At 40.4% G+C, this 16,286-nt stretch carries 21 protein-coding genes and 2 pseudogenes; 6 read left to right on the forward strand and 17 right to left on the reverse strand.

All coding sequences use genetic code 11. The features are described 5' to 3' along the window. Positions 1 to 6 precede the first annotated feature (6 nt). From AR442_RS18485 to AR442_RS18495, 4 genes are all read right to left on the reverse strand, one after another. Positions 7 to 837, reverse strand: a complete 831-nt coding sequence (locus AR442_RS18485) for a prohibitin family protein (protein WP_014418014.1) — start codon at positions 835 to 837, stop codon at positions 7 to 9. After that, on the reverse strand, positions 824 to 973 hold the full coding sequence (locus tag AR442_RS20695; RefSeq protein WP_014418013.1) for a hypothetical protein: 150 nt from the start codon (positions 971 to 973) through the stop codon (positions 824 to 826). Before AR442_RS20695 ends, AR442_RS18485 begins: the two co-directional genes overlap by 14 nt. A gap of 105 nt (positions 974 to 1,078) precedes the next feature. Next, positions 1,079 to 1,903, reverse strand: a complete 825-nt coding sequence (locus AR442_RS18490) for a poly-gamma-glutamate hydrolase family protein (RefSeq protein WP_014418012.1) — start codon at positions 1,901 to 1,903, stop codon at positions 1,079 to 1,081. A gap of 307 nt (positions 1,904 to 2,210) precedes the next feature. Continuing rightward, a complete protein-coding gene (locus AR442_RS18495; RefSeq protein WP_053285103.1) occupies positions 2,211 to 2,645 on the reverse strand; it encodes a dUTP diphosphatase in 435 nt (144 codons plus the stop codon). Between the two features lie 379 nt (positions 2,646 to 3,024). Here AR442_RS18495 and AR442_RS18505 point away from each other — a divergent pair, with 379 nt between their 5' ends. The 3 genes from AR442_RS18505 to AR442_RS18510 all read left to right on the forward strand — a co-directional run bounded on the left by AR442_RS18505 (position 3,025) and on the right by AR442_RS18510 (position 6,582). Next, complete coding sequence (locus AR442_RS18505) at positions 3,025 to 5,442, forward strand: peptidase G2 autoproteolytic cleavage domain-containing protein (RefSeq protein WP_014418011.1); 2,418 nt, start codon at positions 3,025 to 3,027, stop codon at positions 5,440 to 5,442. Between the two features lie 168 nt (positions 5,443 to 5,610). Further along, on the forward strand, positions 5,611 to 5,760 hold the full coding sequence (locus tag AR442_RS20550) for a hypothetical protein (RefSeq protein ID WP_014721286.1): 150 nt from the start codon (positions 5,611 to 5,613) through the stop codon (positions 5,758 to 5,760). A gap of 285 nt (positions 5,761 to 6,045) precedes the next feature. Continuing rightward, on the forward strand, positions 6,046 to 6,582 hold the full coding sequence (locus AR442_RS18510; protein ID WP_007410338.1) for a hypothetical protein: 537 nt from the start codon (positions 6,046 to 6,048) through the stop codon (positions 6,580 to 6,582). Between the two features lie 356 nt (positions 6,583 to 6,938). Here AR442_RS18510 and AR442_RS18515 read toward each other — a convergent pair whose 3' ends face one another. After that, the gene (locus tag AR442_RS18515) at positions 6,939 to 7,478 is read right to left on the reverse strand and encodes a GNAT family N-acetyltransferase (RefSeq protein ID WP_014418009.1); all 540 of its coding nucleotides are present in this window, start codon (positions 7,476 to 7,478) and stop codon (positions 6,939 to 6,941) included. A gap of 140 nt (positions 7,479 to 7,618) precedes the next feature. On the opposite strand from AR442_RS18515, the gene AR442_RS20180 reads away from it, so the two are divergent. Then, on the forward strand, positions 7,619 to 7,717 hold the full coding sequence (locus AR442_RS20180; protein WP_003154022.1) for a YjcZ family sporulation protein: 99 nt from the start codon (positions 7,619 to 7,621) through the stop codon (positions 7,715 to 7,717). A 164-nt stretch (positions 7,718 to 7,881) separates the two neighbouring features. Here the strand turns inward: AR442_RS20180 and AR442_RS18520 are convergent, their stop codons facing one another. The 3 genes from AR442_RS18520 to AR442_RS18530 all read right to left on the reverse strand — a co-directional run bounded on the left by AR442_RS18520 (position 7,882) and on the right by AR442_RS18530 (position 10,629). Then, positions 7,882 to 8,502 carry a lytic polysaccharide monooxygenase auxiliary activity family 9 protein gene (locus AR442_RS18520; protein ID WP_003154023.1) on the reverse strand — a complete coding sequence of 207 codons (621 nt, stop codon included), beginning with the start codon at positions 8,500 to 8,502 and terminating at the stop codon, positions 7,882 to 7,884. Positions 8,503 to 8,709: 207 nt separating this feature from the next. Beyond that, positions 8,710 to 9,783 (reverse strand): LLM class flavin-dependent oxidoreductase, encoded by a 1,074-nt coding sequence (locus AR442_RS18525; RefSeq protein WP_053285101.1) that lies wholly within the window; start codon positions 9,781 to 9,783, stop codon positions 8,710 to 8,712. A gap of 225 nt (positions 9,784 to 10,008) precedes the next feature. Then, entirely contained in the window at positions 10,009 to 10,629 is a 621-nt protein-coding gene (locus AR442_RS18530) for a DUF3885 domain-containing protein (protein ID WP_014418007.1), read from the reverse strand. 285 nt (positions 10,630 to 10,914) lie between these two features. Here AR442_RS18530 and AR442_RS18535 point away from each other — a divergent pair, with 285 nt between their 5' ends. Continuing rightward, positions 10,915 to 11,142, forward strand: coding sequence for a hypothetical protein (locus AR442_RS18535; RefSeq protein WP_032864005.1), 228 nt, complete (start codon positions 10,915 to 10,917; stop codon positions 11,140 to 11,142). A gap of 45 nt (positions 11,143 to 11,187) precedes the next feature. Here AR442_RS18535 and AR442_RS18540 read toward each other — a convergent pair whose 3' ends face one another. The 4 genes and pseudogenes from AR442_RS18540 to AR442_RS18550 form a co-directional block, all read right to left on the reverse strand. Further along, positions 11,188 to 11,667 (reverse strand): DUF4944 domain-containing protein, encoded by a 480-nt coding sequence (locus AR442_RS18540; RefSeq protein ID WP_014418006.1) that lies wholly within the window; start codon positions 11,665 to 11,667, stop codon positions 11,188 to 11,190. Between the two features lie 128 nt (positions 11,668 to 11,795). Further along, the gene (locus AR442_RS18545; RefSeq protein ID WP_306217604.1) at positions 11,796 to 12,179 is read right to left on the reverse strand and encodes a DUF3902 family protein; all 384 of its coding nucleotides are present in this window, start codon (positions 12,177 to 12,179) and stop codon (positions 11,796 to 11,798) included. Between the two features lie 80 nt (positions 12,180 to 12,259). After that, a pseudogene (locus AR442_RS20920) lies at positions 12,260 to 12,519 on the reverse strand (hypothetical protein). A gap of 113 nt (positions 12,520 to 12,632) precedes the next feature. Further along, positions 12,633 to 12,842 (reverse strand): DUF4879 domain-containing protein, encoded by a 210-nt coding sequence (locus AR442_RS18550; RefSeq protein ID WP_014418004.1) that lies wholly within the window; start codon positions 12,840 to 12,842, stop codon positions 12,633 to 12,635. A gap of 327 nt (positions 12,843 to 13,169) precedes the next feature. Here AR442_RS18550 and AR442_RS20510 point away from each other — a divergent pair. Next, positions 13,170 to 13,253 (forward strand): annotated as a pseudogene (locus tag AR442_RS20510) (putative holin-like toxin). Positions 13,254 to 13,514: 261 nt separating this feature from the next. Here the strand turns inward: AR442_RS20510 and AR442_RS18555 are convergent. The 5 genes from AR442_RS18555 to AR442_RS18575 form a co-directional block, all read right to left on the reverse strand. Beyond that, positions 13,515 to 13,853 (reverse strand): YolC/YozM family protein, encoded by a 339-nt coding sequence (locus AR442_RS18555; RefSeq protein ID WP_014418003.1) that lies wholly within the window; start codon positions 13,851 to 13,853, stop codon positions 13,515 to 13,517. A 314-nt stretch (positions 13,854 to 14,167) separates the two neighbouring features. Continuing rightward, on the reverse strand, positions 14,168 to 14,527 hold the full coding sequence (locus tag AR442_RS18560) for a GNAT family N-acetyltransferase (RefSeq protein ID WP_014418002.1): 360 nt from the start codon (positions 14,525 to 14,527) through the stop codon (positions 14,168 to 14,170). A gap of 95 nt (positions 14,528 to 14,622) precedes the next feature. Then, positions 14,623 to 15,219, reverse strand: a complete 597-nt coding sequence (locus AR442_RS18565; RefSeq protein ID WP_014418001.1) for an SMI1/KNR4 family protein — start codon at positions 15,217 to 15,219, stop codon at positions 14,623 to 14,625. Between the two features lie 55 nt (positions 15,220 to 15,274). Further along, entirely contained in the window at positions 15,275 to 15,733 is a 459-nt protein-coding gene (locus AR442_RS18570) for an SMI1/KNR4 family protein (RefSeq protein ID WP_014418000.1), read from the reverse strand. Positions 15,734 to 15,747: 14 nt separating this feature from the next. After that, a partial coding sequence (locus tag AR442_RS18575) for an HNH/ENDO VII family nuclease (RefSeq protein WP_192840835.1) occupies positions 15,748 to 16,286 on the reverse strand: 539 nt, incomplete at its 5' end.

Here is a 16,286-nt window from a genome sequence, read left to right on the forward strand (position 1 = left end):
CTCTTTTTATTTTTGCTTCTGATCGTCCAGCGGCAGCTGCAGCAGCGAGTCTGTGCCTGTCGCTTTCGGCGTTTTTCCGTCCCATTTTTCAATCCATTTATATTTAATCATTTCATCGGACATTGATTTCTTTATGATTTGGTTGTAATCAGCGATCCCTTCCGCTTCAATTTTTTTCTTTTTCGCTTCGGCTTCGGCTATTTTAATTTCAGTTTGTGTCCGTTCAAGTTCCTGTGAAGACTTCACCCTTGCATCGATAGCTTCCTGTGTGGCTTTATCCGGCTTCGGTACGCCAAGCGTCAGATCATCAATTAAAAATCCAAGACTCTTCATATCATCAGCAAATCTCTTTTGAACATCGGCAGCGGCTTCTGCAGATTTTTGCCCGTATGTGTCAATAACCGAGTATTTGCTGATTGATTTTCGCGCCGCATCCCACAGCCTTGTTTTTAAATATGTATTTTCAATCGTTTCAACGTTTACCGCGCCGAATTTGTTAAACAGATCGACTACTTTATCAGGCTGCACGACATAGTTGTAAGCGATATCCATTTCTATATTTTTACCGTCTGAGGTTGCCACTTTTATATTTTCATTATTCACTGTCTGCATACGCACCGGATATTCCGTTACTTTATTAAATAAACCGACTAAGTGCCAGCCTTGGTCCAATGTGTCGGATTTTACCCCGCCATTCGGTGAGTATACAACCCCGACATAACCGTTCGGTATTTTTTCAATGAATAGTGACGCTGTAACGCCCGCAATTAAAAGGGCTGCACCTATAATCACACCGCCGAGAATTTTTTTTGTGTTTCCGCGCTTATTTTCGCTCATGCTGATCTTCTTCCTCCCATGACTTTTTGAATTTTTTGGCTCTGCTTCCCACTTGTTTAAAGATTGGACTAAGCATCAGCCATAAACCGAATCCGATGATGACAAGAAGAATGATAGACCCGATCATCACTTTCATTTGCCCACCTCTTTTCTTTCATCCTGTCAATTATGTATACGATCTTAAGAACTTAAAGTTTCATAAATTTCAAAAGAAAAAGCCCCGCCGACAAAATAGGCGTGCTTATTCATAATTGTCACTGATAAAATCAGAAATCGTTTTTGTGAATTGATAAAAGGTCCCGTTTTGTGTGGATGCTCTGCTTTTCAGCGTAAAAGTGTCAAATAGTGATTTTCTGAAGCCGGTGCTCATTTCGATTTGAATACTCAATCCGGATGAAGATTGATTGGCAAGGTTGTTCGGACTGACGCCTGCATATTTATCATTTATGCCGAGAAGAACGGCAGGATACCCGTGCCGTTTCAGCACATCGGTCAAAAGTTCGGCCCGTTCTCTGTCTGTACCGCCGATTTTTATCTTTTTATCATCACTGCCGTAACCGTGCAATGAAATGACATTAGAGTGCTCTTTCACCATTTGCACGGCCTTAGGTTCATCGAAATGCGAACTTGTCAAATGCAGAGCCGCATTACCGGCTGATTTTAACCCTTCAAATAAATATAAACTCCGGTTTTCGGCAATTTCTCTGGCTAACTCACTGGTCCCCGGCTCTATGCCTCCGCCGTGTATAGCTAATATGAGGACAGAAGGGTTATGTTCTCGCGTTGAAATGGAAAAATCGGAAGGATTTTCATTCAGCTTTAATTCCTCGAAACTGCCGTAAATATCTGAAGCGGCATTAGCCTGAAAGAACGGCAGGAGCAAAAACGGTAAAATCAAAACTAAAATTCCTTTTTTGGTTATTGATGGCATTTGTATGTTTATGTTACAATACAAATGCTTCAGCCTTTGAAGCGAACGGCAGAACAGGGTGACTTTGGACGGTTTCTTCTGCTCTGCCTCTTTGCCAGCTGCTTTACGGTCTACTCTTCTAACCCTTTTTGCCATAACATCATCCTTTCTTTTGTTTACACTTTTGTCACAATATTATATACGTTGGACAAAACCTCCGTTCATCTTGAAGAATAAAAACATCAAAACAACTTCTATCCTTTAACCTAAAAAAGTCTTTCTGTTCAAAGAGACGGAAGGCTTAAATATTTGCTCTTGGCATAGACGGTTACGGAGCGGCCGCTTATTTCGAAGTCAAATTCGAACGTGACGTATGATTTCCCAATTCAAGAATCCCGAAACAAATTGAATGTAACTGCTGTTTCCATAAAAAAAGACTGCTGTTAAGCAGTCTTTTTTCGTTTTATTTCGTGCCTGTTGATCCCAGTCCGCCGCGGTCATTGTTCCCGAGCTTGTCTACTTCGATCAGCTCCACTTCAGGCATTTTCTTCATGATTCTGAATTGGCAGATCCGCTCCCCCTTGGAAATGTCGGTATCCCGAAGTGCGAATGCAGGAAAAAACCAAAAGTCATTGTCGCCTTTATATGATTCATCAATGACTCCCATTGAATTTGTCTGAATGATACCGAAATGCTTATATGTACTTGAACGCGGAACGACATGGGCCTCATATCCTTCCGGCAGTTTCATCGCAACTCCAAGCGGGATAAGTTTGAATTCACCTTTTTTGATTGTGATATCTTCAGCTGCCCGCAGATCAATCCAATCGCCCTGTTCAATTTTACTGATTCTCGTTTGCGTATCATCTGAATATTTAATTTTGATTTGTAAAGTCATGTTCGCTGCTCCTTTTGCTTCCCTATTTCAGTCGTATTGATGACCAATCCGTGCCCCATTATACCATTTAACTGATAAGAATGTTGAATTTGGTGTATATGCAGCCGAAGAGGAAGCACGGCGAAGTCAATGAGAATAAACCTAAAATGAGGGCCCTTCCTATCAGTTTTTTCCTCCATTTTCACATGACAGCTTCAATTACAATAATGCAAAGCTTTATATCCGTTCTTTCAACAGAGCTTTTTTAAAATTTCACCTTGGTTTCAAAAGGAATTTCGTTCTGAATAAAGAATTTGAAGAATAAGCGCTTTAAGGGCGCGCGACTCTTTTCTGTCCCCTGCCTCAGGCGCTTATATCAAAAGAAAGAGGTGTCTTTAGAATGGTTCAATTTAAAAACTTTCCTGATCCGTCTTTAAACGCCCCATTGCAGTCTCGCCCTGCACAGCCCTCTGAATTGGAGCATCTCAAAGCAAGGATGCAGAATTTTATTAAGCATTCCGCAACGGATGATAATCTTGAGATCGCAGATGCCCGGGTGACGGCGGAAGGAATGGTCACCTCACTTTTAAAAGAACGGCTTGATACAGAATACGAAATGCTTATGAATAAAATCACCCGGGAAGTGAATGTGGAGGACTACGGAGCGGTCCCTGACGGCCGGGACAATACGGAAGCCTTTCGGAGAGCGATCGGGAACGGCCGGGTCAAAGTAAATGTTCCCGCAGGAGAATTTTTGGTTCAAGGGATAAAACTCCCCTCATGGACTACCATTTCCGGTGAGGGACAAGGGATTACCGTGCTTAAGCTTCATGAGGACACTCCCGCATACGAATGGGTCATTACTAACGATGATTACGATAATGGAAACCGTAATATTTTTGTCCAGAACATGACTTTAGACTGGAATCCTGATCGTCAATGCGGGGTCAGGAACCCCGGAGGACAGTTTTCCAGCTGTTTAACGTTTGCTAATGTGCAATACGGCTGGATTAAGAATGTTGAAACGGTTAACGCGGGTCTCCATGGTATTGATATTACATCTCCGACTTACGATCATTTGCCTGAAACAGAATGGACGAAAGACGGCTGCCGATATATATGGATTGATAACTGTGTGGCATACGGCGCCGGAGACGACGGCATTACCACCCATTACAGCGAGTATATTTTCATTTCCAACTGCCATTCCGGAAACCCCCGCGGCACAGAGCATGCTGAGGGCAGCGCAAACTCGAACGGCATTGAAATTGACGACGGCTCTAAACATGTGTGGCTTTTAAATAACTATACGAGCGGAAATATCCGAGGGATTGAGGTAAAGGCGCACAGCCTGTGGCCGGCTTCTCAAAATGTTCATATTATCGGTCATGTTTCGTATCGTGATGTACGTTCATTTGATATTCGTCATATCGGCCATCATCAGGCCTCAGACCCCGAAAGCACGACGGCTTATGATGTTACTTTAACCGATTGCACCGCGATTGAACCGGTATTCAATGCTCTCTATGACGGTGTGACCCCGAGGGCGCTGGTCATCTCTGCCTATAAAAACGTTAATGTAAACGGATTCACAGCTATTGGTGATCCCTCATACGACTATGGCGGGAATCCAGTCGTGGCTCTTCAATACCGCAGTCAAAATATTACGATTAACGGCATTAAAATACGCGGCTTTACACAAGCCGGTGTTGACATCAATATATCCGGCGGATCAAATAAAACCGATTATGTTAAAATTTCAAATTTTGATATATACAAGTCTTCTCCTAAAGGCATCTCAATCGGCGGAGGCCAATATAACGTAAATATTATGAACGGTACGATGATCGGAGACGGCGGTTCCGTCGGAATTACGTCCCCTAACAGTCAGGCCGTCATTCTCGGGGTGCAAGCGGAAGGTTACAGCGCGGCCGCATCTATAAAAGGACAGACTTATGAGCAGATCCCCGTCAATTTAAAGGGAGGCGCACAGCTCGCGACCAGCTCCGGTTTTGCATTCAACCCGACAAGCGCCGTTATTGCGGGAACAGGCGATATTACGGCCAGAGGTGACAGAAATGCGATCATCAGCTCTTCCGGAGGTTCAAGTTCTGAAGGTTCAAGGGCATTTATCGCCGCTTCAAACAATGTCCATATTACGGGCAGCAAAGTCTCCAGAACGATTCTGTCATCAGAAAGCATTACATTGGAAGAACCATACACGGTTGCCGGAGGGCATCAGTCCATCAAATGGAAACTGGATTCAGCGGGCGGCCACGGTACGTTCGCCGGAGCTGTCACCTCTTCCCTGTCAGGGTACGGAGAATATTTTGAAAGTGTAACCGGCCAGACAATTCCCGCCGGGACGATCGTCACAGTGAAAGGCGAAAAAATTGAATCGGCTCACGTCGGAGATTACATGCTCGGCGTCATTTCAGAAACAGCCGCTTTTATCTCAGGAGCGGCAAGCTTCGGATGGCAAAGCCGCTTTTTGACAAACGAGTTCGGCGGTTTCATATACGAAAATGTGACTGACGAAGAAACAGGAGAAACGGTACGCGTGCCGAAACAAAACCCAGACTGCAGTCCGGCTCTTGAAGCTGACTATGAAGCACGCGCGGCCAGAGACGAATGGCACATTGTCGGACTCAACGGCCGGCATTACGTACGGGTCGACGGTACGGTCAGCCCGGGAGATTATATCACGGCCCATAACGGAATCGGGACTAAAGCCGCGGAAGGCTGGAAGGTATTGAAACTGACGGCCTTGTACAGTTCTGAAAAAGGGTACGGCATTGCAATTGCGGTTATCAAATAGGGACTCAATATCAGGATCATCTCCTCTCTTTTCTATCGGGCGGGTATGATCTTGTTTTTTATACCGAATGAGATGCCTCTTTTTCAGCATACCGTTTCATTTGTCCAAGCCATCCATGCTTTCTGTCATAGAATACTACCGTCAGATGAAAAAAGGAGGAATATGAGTATGGATATGGGTATGGATATGAACGGACATTATGATCACCACCCAAAGCAGCCTAAACAAAAAAAGAAGAAACAAGATAAAAAGCATCTTGATTATGATTACATCGTTGTTTATAAAAGAAAATGCAAAAAATGTAAAAAATGCTGCTAACTTGACATATCAACACTTTTTACACCCGGTAAACTCCGGGTGTTTTTCTTATTATGGCGTTTCTTCGGGCTATTTTCACCCAAAATCAGGTCATCCTATCACAATACATAAAAAGACTCTATTATTTTCTTCCCTTTTCGCCTAATTAAAAGGTTTTCATTTACAGAAAACAACACAAATAGAATGACATGACTTTTGAGAAAATCTACTCTTTGCTTGGTCAATTTTTCTGCGATACCATGAATTTGCAACAATTTTTAAAAATTTCCTCAGGAGGTCATAGCCATGAAAATCGCCAGAACGATAGTCGGATCATGCTTAGCTTTATCTCTAACAATTCCTTTCACAGCCAGTGCCTCAGCAGCCAGTCAGTCTGAACACGCAAACGCGCCTCACGTTTCACCTGTTGCAAATCCGTTAGAAAGTAAATTATCCCAAACAGCAGACCAAAACGTAAAAGCAGCAGGTGTTGATGCCGGGCTGAACGTAAACGTAGATGTTCTCGGAATCTCAGATCGCATTGCTGAAGCGGTTAAGTCAGATCAAAACCGAACCGGCTGGGTAAAAAATGTTATGGAAACAACATTTTACGCATCAGGACAGAAGTACAACGTCATGGTGTTCAATTTAAATCAAGAATATGAAGACCGCTTTAACGGCGTTCAGTTTTACGGATCAGCCGTTTATGACGGCATTACTTACGGAATCTGGGTCTTCGAAGACGGGTCCTTCGATAACAAAGGGGACGGGGGCTGGATCAATTGGGCATTCAGAGGGTGGTTCGATCGTGATAATCAGCATATTGAATTCCACAGACCTTAATACGGAGAAAACTTGCGGCAGCGCCCGCAAGTTTTTATTTTGATAACGGGATACTGCACATTTTTCACCGTTATAACGACTATACTTGAAGTGCGGGCTCCGATCGCAGCCCCGGTAAAGTCTTTCAAAGTGAGGGTATGCCATGTCAAAGTCTTTAAAAATAATGTTGTGGAGCATATTGGTGTTCATCATCTTGTTAGTGATTATCGGAATCGTTTCTTTCAATCAAACTCCGTCTGCAGAAAGCGCAGCGGAAAGAATGCTTTATGGCTTCTAATCAATTTTAAAGTTCTGCAATAAGCCTTCACCGGCTTTTTTAAACCACAGAACACCTGACAAAACGACGAATTTTCAATTTATTCGTTAACGATCTCATTCAGTATAGAATATACACGTGTATCATGGAGCAGTCCGTTTTGATACATATATCTTCTCAAAATTCCTTCAGATTGAAACCCCGCCTTTATCAGTAATTGATGAGACGCTGCATTCTCAATGAAAACAACAGCGCCTATACGATGCAGCCCAAGCTTTTCAAACCCAAAAGAAAGAACATTCTCCAACGCTTCAAAAGCATAGCCATTCCTCCAATAATTCGGATGAATCTCATAACCGATCTCCGCCCGCTTATGCTTGGGCACCCAAGAGTTAAAACCAATAGTTCCGATTATTCCCTTCGCATCTTTCCTCTCGATTCCCCATCGCATTCCCTTTTTATCATGATATTGATCTTTAAACCAGCCAATCATTTTTTCAGCCTGTTCCATTGAATCAAAAGGTTCCAAACCATAATAGCGTGTTACATTTGTATTTGAAAAACAAGCAAATATTTGCTTTGTATCTTTCTTTTCAACTTCTCTAAGAATAAGTCTGTCCGTTTCTATTACAGGAAGCATTTACGGTCCCCCTTTAAAAGAAATGCGAGAAGAAAATATATGCAGACTAAAACCCTTTTTTCAAAAAGTAAACTAGCATCCCTATCAAACTTTACATTTCGGCATAATATGTATTAATCCTCTTTAGGAGGTGAGATTATATGGGATTCTCAGGTGGTTATGGTAGCTCCTTTGCGTTAATCGTGGTGCTATTCATTTTATTAATCATCGTTGGGGCTTCTTTCCTCGGCGGTTATTAAGAATCCTCTTACCTCCGCATCCATGTCAGCAGCACCTCCATGATCGTACGGCGCCATAAATGAAATGTTTATGGCGCTCTGCTGTTTTTCCCCTTTTCATTCACACATAAAAACTAAAAAGATCGGCCGATGTATCAACATGCAGCCGATCAGTAATTCATAGATTATTGTGTAAGGTTTACATCGATGACGTTATAGAAGGCATTGGAAGTATCCGCAACGTCCCATACCCCTAAAATGACATGATACCCGCTTCGATCAGTCGGCACAAAAATCTTATGAGTCAGATTCGTATCTGCCTTGGAACCGTCGTGGTTTACCGTTCCGATTAATTCGAATTCATCTCTTGACAAAGGTTTATTCGGATTCCAGTTTTTCTTGGTGATATAATAGTGCCACTTTGATGTCGCATGAGGGGCCGTGTAGTACCAAGTAAAGGTGTTAAAACCGCCGCGGATGTTTTGTTTTACCCAATAATCTGCAGTCTGCTTGTCTAAACCGAAGTCAATTTGTCCCGATCCCCCATTTGCAGACGCAATTCTTCCATCCGGCGGACCTGCAGCCGGAAACCCTTTCGGCCCTTCTACAGACTGAGGATTATCAATGACGGAGCCATATTTCTGCGCAGCGGCCGTCCAGCCCAATGTTTGTTTCTCTAATGCCCCCATGTACGCTCTGCTGACGGGCTCTTTTATATACCCGTGCGCAGATGCATCACTTGAATAGAAAGCGCCTCCAATACCAAGAGTAACAGTTAAAACTGCAGCTTTGACTAAACCCTTCATTACTGCATCATCCTCCCTCTTTTGTTAATAAAAACCTTTCGGTATATACACTTCACGATGGAGGATGAAATGACCTTCCTTTTCTTGATAGGAAAAAGCAATGAGGTTCGCGCTTTTCCCTTTGTTTTTTATAATCATGAAGAAAAAGCCGGGCCGATTCTGTTGTCGAATCCGCGATTGACCGGCCCGCCCCTTTTGCTCAGAACTTCATTCGCTGGATTTGCCGGTTTCTTTTCGGATAACCGGTGCTACTTCCGCTGCTAATCGTTCGATGTTTTCCGCGGCTTTTTTAAACGGCATACCTCCTATATCGATTTGCGCGAGAAATCGCTGATGTCCGAATAACTCGTATTGATGCATGATTTTTTCAATGATCTGCTGTGAGCTTCCCACAAATAAAGCTGTTTCTTTTCCGGACGCCCGCTCAAAATCTTCCTTCGTTAAAGGCTCATCGATCCCGTGATATGAATGAACGTGAGACCAGTAATTTGAATGATACGGGTAAAATTCTTGTAGTGCCTGTTCATTCGTTTTTGAAATGAACATATGTCCGGTTACGGCAACCTTCACATTTTCCGGAGGATGACCGGCTTTAGAAGCCGCTTCCCGGTATTTGTCAACAAGCGGCTTAGATGACACCGGATCACCGCTCAGTACAGCTAATGCCAAACCCGCACCTGCACGCCCGGCCCGTTCTGCGCTTTCCGGAGTTCCCGAAACACCTAACCATAGCGGAATGCTTCCGCGAAAAGGCCGAGGAGAAATTTCTGCCTCTCGCAGCGGCGGCCGGTAACGTCCTTTCCAGGTAACCGATTCTTCCCCGGAATTTAATTTTAAAAAAAGGTCAATGTGTTCTTCAAACAGTTCTTTATAATGGCCTACGTCATAACCGAAAAGAGGAAACGAGTCTAAAAATGCGCCCCGTCCCGCAATGATTTCCGCCCGGCCGTCTGAAATCAGATCAAGCGTTGCAAAATCCTCAAATAAACGGACGGGATCTGCGGTGGATAAAACAGTCGTGGCACTGGTCAGCTTAATATTTTCGGTGATCTGTGAAATCGCTGATAAGATGGCCGGCGGCGAAGATACCGCATAATCAAGACGATGATGCTCGCCTACACCGAATACATCAAGCCCTGCGTCGTCAGCCAATTTCGCCAGCTTCATCAATTCATCTATCCGCTGCTTTGCGCTGACTGTTTTCCCTGTCAGAGGATCGGGATATAATTCTGCAAATGAATAAATTCCAATTTCCATACAATCACGGTGTTCAGCCCTCACATTTCTCTCCTCCTGCACTGTGTAAAAAAGCTTTTATGTTATTCTATTCAGCCGTTTTACAAATAGGAATTCGTTCAAAATAAATACAGAAGCTTAACATGCAGAAGGTCGGTATGAGAGGAAAAAAAGTTTCCGGCGCCCTTCAATTCAGCCCATTACACTCATGCAGCCGGACTAGGCAAGAACAAAGCCGGCACAAGCGGATTCGAATTCATGTGTTCATTTTCAGTCCAATTCAATCCAATCGTAATATTGATCATAAAGCTTTCGTATTCTTCCGGCATCAAGAGCAATGACTTCACACCCTCTGTCATCATACAGAAAGAAAATAATATCTTTTGTCATATTCACAAAGAAAACATCAGGATATCCAACGGAACAGCCCCCGAACCTTGGCTTCAGCGGAAAATCTTCGTGGACGGCTGCCTTAAGTAATTGGGGGATACGCAGATCTTTCCGTTTACATAATAAAGAAAACTGCTGCATTTCATATTCTTCTTCGACCGGGCATTGACAGGTCTTCACTTGAATCCGATATAAATCATCCTTACACTTCAGAAACGGCTGATAAACCTTTAATTTTCTCGCGTAATTACCTTGAGTTTTGTGCTTATACACGTTTGCAACAAGAAACAAGTCATCGCTATGTTCAAACAGCTCATTGAAAAGTGCGGCGGTTTGATGATGAACAAGCTGAAAATACTCAAGATTCAAAGCACCGCTTTCATTAAATTGATACATATTGCCGCCGAGAGAAAAATGAATTCCCACATCCCATTGATGATAAATGCCGGGCACTAATTTTAAAGTCGGGAACCTTTCCTTCAGATAATCATTTATTTTCATACAAACATCTCACTTTCCGTTTCCCGCTCAAGAAGCAGAAGAAGCCGAAAACATTCCGCTTATTTCTTTTTCACCCTTGTAATATTATTCCGATTGGAATACAATGAAATGGAACACTGTGAACCCCATTGATCAGGGTGGATGCTGGTCACATTCATCCTGATCCTTTCTTTTACACAAGATCGCCCCAACTTTGAACCCCTCCGTTTCCAACCTTATTCATTGATGTTACATATATTTCAATGGTATTATTTTCTTATACATAAGCATCAAGAGGTATCCGCTTTGAACAACATCAGAAGATTAAGAGAATATTTCCGGTCTCACCGTAAAATAAGTCTGGCTGCAGACTTGCTTACGGCTGTATTGCTTATCTCATTATCCATTCTTTTTAACGGACGCCGGCAGGGAGCTTTTAATGGTTTCTTTATGTATGTCTTAGTAAGTAATTTTATCGGCTCCAATGCCTCTTTTATCGACTTCAGCAAATCGAGGAAAAGCAAACAAAAATAAAGGCTCTGGTCAAAAAGAGGGTTATACCGCCCTCTTTTTATTCTTTCAGTCATACCAATGCGTTCTTTTCAGGTTGAATTTTTCTGAATAGGACTCATGATCGGTTTTCCATACTGCTTCAACAGTGATTTCATGACCGATCACTTCATTTTCCGGCATATATTCAAACGTCTGAATATGGTCTTCTCCCGTTCCGCCGCCTTCTAATTTCTCTCCGGTGTATTCTGAAAGATGATAGTCTTTATCTTCACCATATTTCCGGCCGTCAACAAATAATGTTAATCTCTTAATCACCGTGTTCTTTTCATTCACTTTATTACCTCTGTAATACAAATTCAAGAAATAGTTAGGGCCGATAGAGGTCTTGCCTGATTTTTCGATTGACGCTTCCCACGTCTTGCTTTGGCTATAGCCGATATATTTGACTTTTTCTCCTGAAATTAAAGAAAACAGTGCACATCCGGCTGCTATTATGAGAACAGTGATAATAACCAGCAATGTTTTAATGACTTTACGTTTTTTCATGACATCCCGCCTTTATCATTTAGAACGTATGAATATTAGAATTGTTACATTTAATTTGAAAGAATAATAAAAAGGGATTCTAATCCCAGGAATAAAAAAATACTAAGAAGATCATATTCCCCTTAGCCTCACATCCCAGATTGCCATGCAATAATGATAAAAGTCGTCCAAAAAGTTGTGACTAAAATAAGCATAACGGTTACAATCATTAAAATGAGACAACTTATTGTTAGAATTGAGTCTTTGTTTTTGTTAAGAATCAGAGTAACCACTGATCCTGCAGCAAATAGATACGACAAAACCGCACCGACCCAATACCACAACATAGAGTCATTGCTCCAGTAAGCCATTGACTGCATATAAATACTGAATATAAATCCTGACAATGCTAATAGAAACGAAACTAAATTTGATTTCAAGTTAGAGTTCCTTTCTTCATAAGTTTTATTTTTAGGCACGGTCATACATCTGATAACACCTTTATGCGATATGCTTCGCCGCTTTGTCTGCATATTTTAATTCTTATTTCGTTTTTAAATATGTTTACTAAAACAGAAATGATATAAAGTTCACCTGAAACGCCGATTTAAAATTAAATAGATGTTTTATAAGCGTGAATTGCTTGATTTCTCAAAAGCATATTATCTTTCGTAACCATTCCGAGATTGTATGCTTGTTTGATGATATCCAGCACTTGATTATCGGTTTCAGTTACAGCTTGTCCACTAGTTATTCTGGATTTCCAGTAATCAAATAATCAAACTGGTGATTTAATTCTGAACTGCTTTTAAGGTTTTGATTATCAACCACATTTCCATTCTCGAGTGCTTCTTTCAATTCATCAAAATGAATTGAACATTGCTGATTCGAATGACTTCCTGCACCTTCTGTCGCTAAACTGCAAAACGCTAAAAACTTCGGACTTTCGTGGTATTATTCATCCTCTCTCTAATTTTACAACGTTCCTATAAATGATTTTCATTTTTTCCAAGCCCTTCAACTTGAATCTCATTTGAAGGAAGTTCGTTCATTGGAATTTCAATGTATTTGTCCCATCCTATCACTACCCTGTTTTGCCCAAGTATAGCATCATTTTTGTATATGTTTGCTTCACCTTTGTATAACAAATTCCTTCCGTCTTTGGCTTTAATGACGGTTGAATTTGTATAGCCCATAAGGGGGACTTTAAGATGTAACGGAAGAATCTGAAGACTGAAGCTTCAGCAGCTTCTGTATCAAAGTGACAGCTAGTGCAAGTATTACACACCTAAGCACTTTTCAATTCTGTAACTACCTGGTATTATTTCTCACGTTATTTATCGGTAATTCTATTGATAAATTCAACTCAAATACAAAAAGAACCTGTCTCTAACAAGGTTCTTTTCGTTTTGGTAACTGTATATTGTTTTTAACGACATATAAATGGAACTAGTGTATAATGTTTTCTGAATATTAAGCGTTTTGGAGTCTTGCTCACCCCCTATAGAAAGGGGGTGATGCTTATGTCAACATTTCAGGCATTAATGTGAATGCTTGCATTTGGGTCGTTTATAATCGGCCTGTTGACGTATATCAATAAAAAATAGACCTCCCTTGAGCCTGGAAACCTGAAGGGTTAGGTCTATCATGAATAACATAACATCTGAGCAAGCCCTTTGATGGGGTGCGACCAACACCATGCTCTTTTTATTTTATGCATTTCTTGTTAAAGAAATACACTATAACCAGTCTGTATTTTACAGATTGATTATAACAGATTAAATGAAACCATTGGAATGGTTTGCAAAACTTTTGTTTATTGGATAAAATCATTATTGTATTTGGAGCCGATAAGCATCTTTAATGTATCAATGCGCTTTATTACTTTCCAAATACTTCTCATGTTGTCTTTCTAAAACATTAATATCCTTTTTAATGATCTCAACTTTATATTCTTCTTTAACTTCCTTAGATAAGTTATCGTTTAAATAGCGCCGTAATTCTTCTTCATTTTTTGTTTTATCCATACCAATTGATATGACTGGGTCTGTTTCTCCAATTCCAAGGCTAAATAAGCCAAATTCATCCCATGCACTTTCTAATACTTCCTCAGTGGATTTTTGATTTTTAAAAGAATGTGTAACTGCGCCATACATGAACACAGAAAAACAAACAATGATCAAGACCCCAATTAATTTCTTTTTCATTGTCTCCTCCTTTCATTTCAAGAATACCATAAAATACAATACATGGAAAAATAATTCCTCAGCCAACAGTATCCTAGTTCATTACGGGTTGGTTTTGAGAGGATAAATGCTAATCCGTATCTTAATAACGATCTAATTAGATTAGCTTAAGTTACCGTCTATCATCGTTTGTGAAAGTAACCTCCCACACATTCACCATAATTCTCGGGAATTTTATTTTAATACTTTTAGGAGTTTTACATATTCACCATATTCATCTTCACCAAGAAATAACACGGTTGTAAAACCCTTCTTTTCATATAGATGTCTTGCGTTTAAGTTATCTTATCTACACCGAGTGTTATTTCCTCAAATCCAAGTTGTTTAGCATAATCAATCAAAAAATCAACAATAATACCGCCTATCCCACAATTTCGATATCCTTCTTTAACAATCATACGAGATAGATAAATGCGTTTATCCGGAATGGTATAATCTGGGTCATTGTTTTGAAAAACTAACGATCCTTCTCCTATAAACTCGTCATTCACTGAGTAAATAAAAGTAATTCTGTTTCCGCTTACTAATTCGTCATAAAACACCTTAGCCATTTTCTTTTTCTTTTCCATGTCCCAAATATTATTACACTTATGGTATTCTTCGGGTTTTAATTTCTTTACTTGGTACGAATCCATAACCTCGCTCCCTTTTTATAATTAGTTTCTATCGAAAATAAAAAAGCTCTCTTTCTGAGAGCTTAACTTTGCAATACTTTTCCTAACAATAAAAGCTAATTGTCCTTACCAAAGAGCAATTTTGCAAAGTCATTGTCTAAAACCTCAATTTCCACATCACTGTCATTATCATCAGTTTCAATTGGTTCGTCTACTAAACTTAGGACAAACTCCTCAAACGAATTGGCAATTAGGAAAAAGTCTTTATTGGGGTGACTTAATTCATGATCCCAAAACAATATCTTTTCATTATCGATATCCATGCATATTTCATTCCCGCCTGCGGAGCTTGCGATAGGAATAATATTTCTAGGAAAGCGATCAGAATATGTATCGATTGCTTTCTGAAGACTGTTATGATCGTTCGCTAAACCATAAAAACCCTCTAACAATTGTGTATCATCTCCCTTACCCATCCAAGGATCTTTCTCTATAGGTTTGTAGCAAACGTCATACTCAATCTCATCTGTTGTTTTTTTACTTTCTAAATAACAGCCTCCATATCCCTTCAAAAAATCCTTATAGTCGGAAGGTAATTGATTTCCTATGTTCATTTCAAGCTCTTTGAGTTGTTCATTTGTATTAATGCTAGGATCTGTGCTAGCATCAATCGTAAACTCTTTCAACTTTTGTTCGATCTTTGTGAAGCTCATTTTAATACTCCTTGATATGCTATGGAAAAACAAGTTATAGACCTTCTTTTTAGTTTTAATCGTCCCAGTCCTCGTCATCGATCCAGTCGTCTTTCGCTTCTTCAAGTTCTTCTATTAAAAACTCAAGGAATGTACTACCAACTTGTTTACCATATCCCTCTTGGTTATCCCAAAGAATGACTGGGCATTCTCCATCTATCATCTTGTTAGTGTCAAGACAATAAGAAAATTCATCTACATATTCGATCACTACAAGACCATCGGAAAGGTTATAATATTTTTTATATTCATTGGTCTGCTCGACAACTTCAGCACCGTGAGAGTCATATCCGAGTATCATTGTTCCATATGCTCCCCCTGAACCATACTCAGTTAAAAACCACTTATAGCTGTCTGGAAGGGTTACATTGAGATCCTCTTCTATTTCTCTAATCCGCTCCTCAGTGACTCCTCCCGTGAGAATAGAATTTTCTTTATTTTCATCAAAGAAAGTTTTTATTTTCGAATAATCCATTAAACTTTCACCTCTTATTCTTGATTCTCAAATTGCTGAGCTCTCCATCTCCAATACCTTCTTCTGAAACTTTTATATTGTTTATCAAGCACAGGATCATTTCTAAAACTCTGTCCATTCCCTTTTAATCCATGCAAAACATCACTGTACTTATTATGCCAGCTTTCAGGTATCTCCAGCATAGTACCAGGCTCTTCTTGAATTAAGTGATGTAAATTTATTTGCGTGCCATCTTTAGCAAACGGAGCATTACCATTTTTCATCAGTTGAAGATTCGTAAAGCCTTTACGATTTTTTTGATTAAGATCAATATCTTTCATTGTATATACCCTACGGCTTACATCTCTAATTTTCCCTTTTGTTTTTACTTTGCCGTCTATTTCATAGGCCTCATACTTCTCTTTATTTAACCAAGGGACATTTACTTTCTGACCAGTAAATGGCTTTCTGCTTTCATCCAATTTCTTTGCATTAGTCAAAAGTTCTTTCTTAAGGTTTTCACCATTTACTACATTGTATGGCACGTCACCTGTCAGAGCAAGATCATACTTAG

Source organism: Bacillus velezensis, assembly GCF_001461825.1.
Taxonomy (GTDB): domain Bacteria; phylum Bacillota; class Bacilli; order Bacillales; family Bacillaceae; genus Bacillus; species Bacillus velezensis.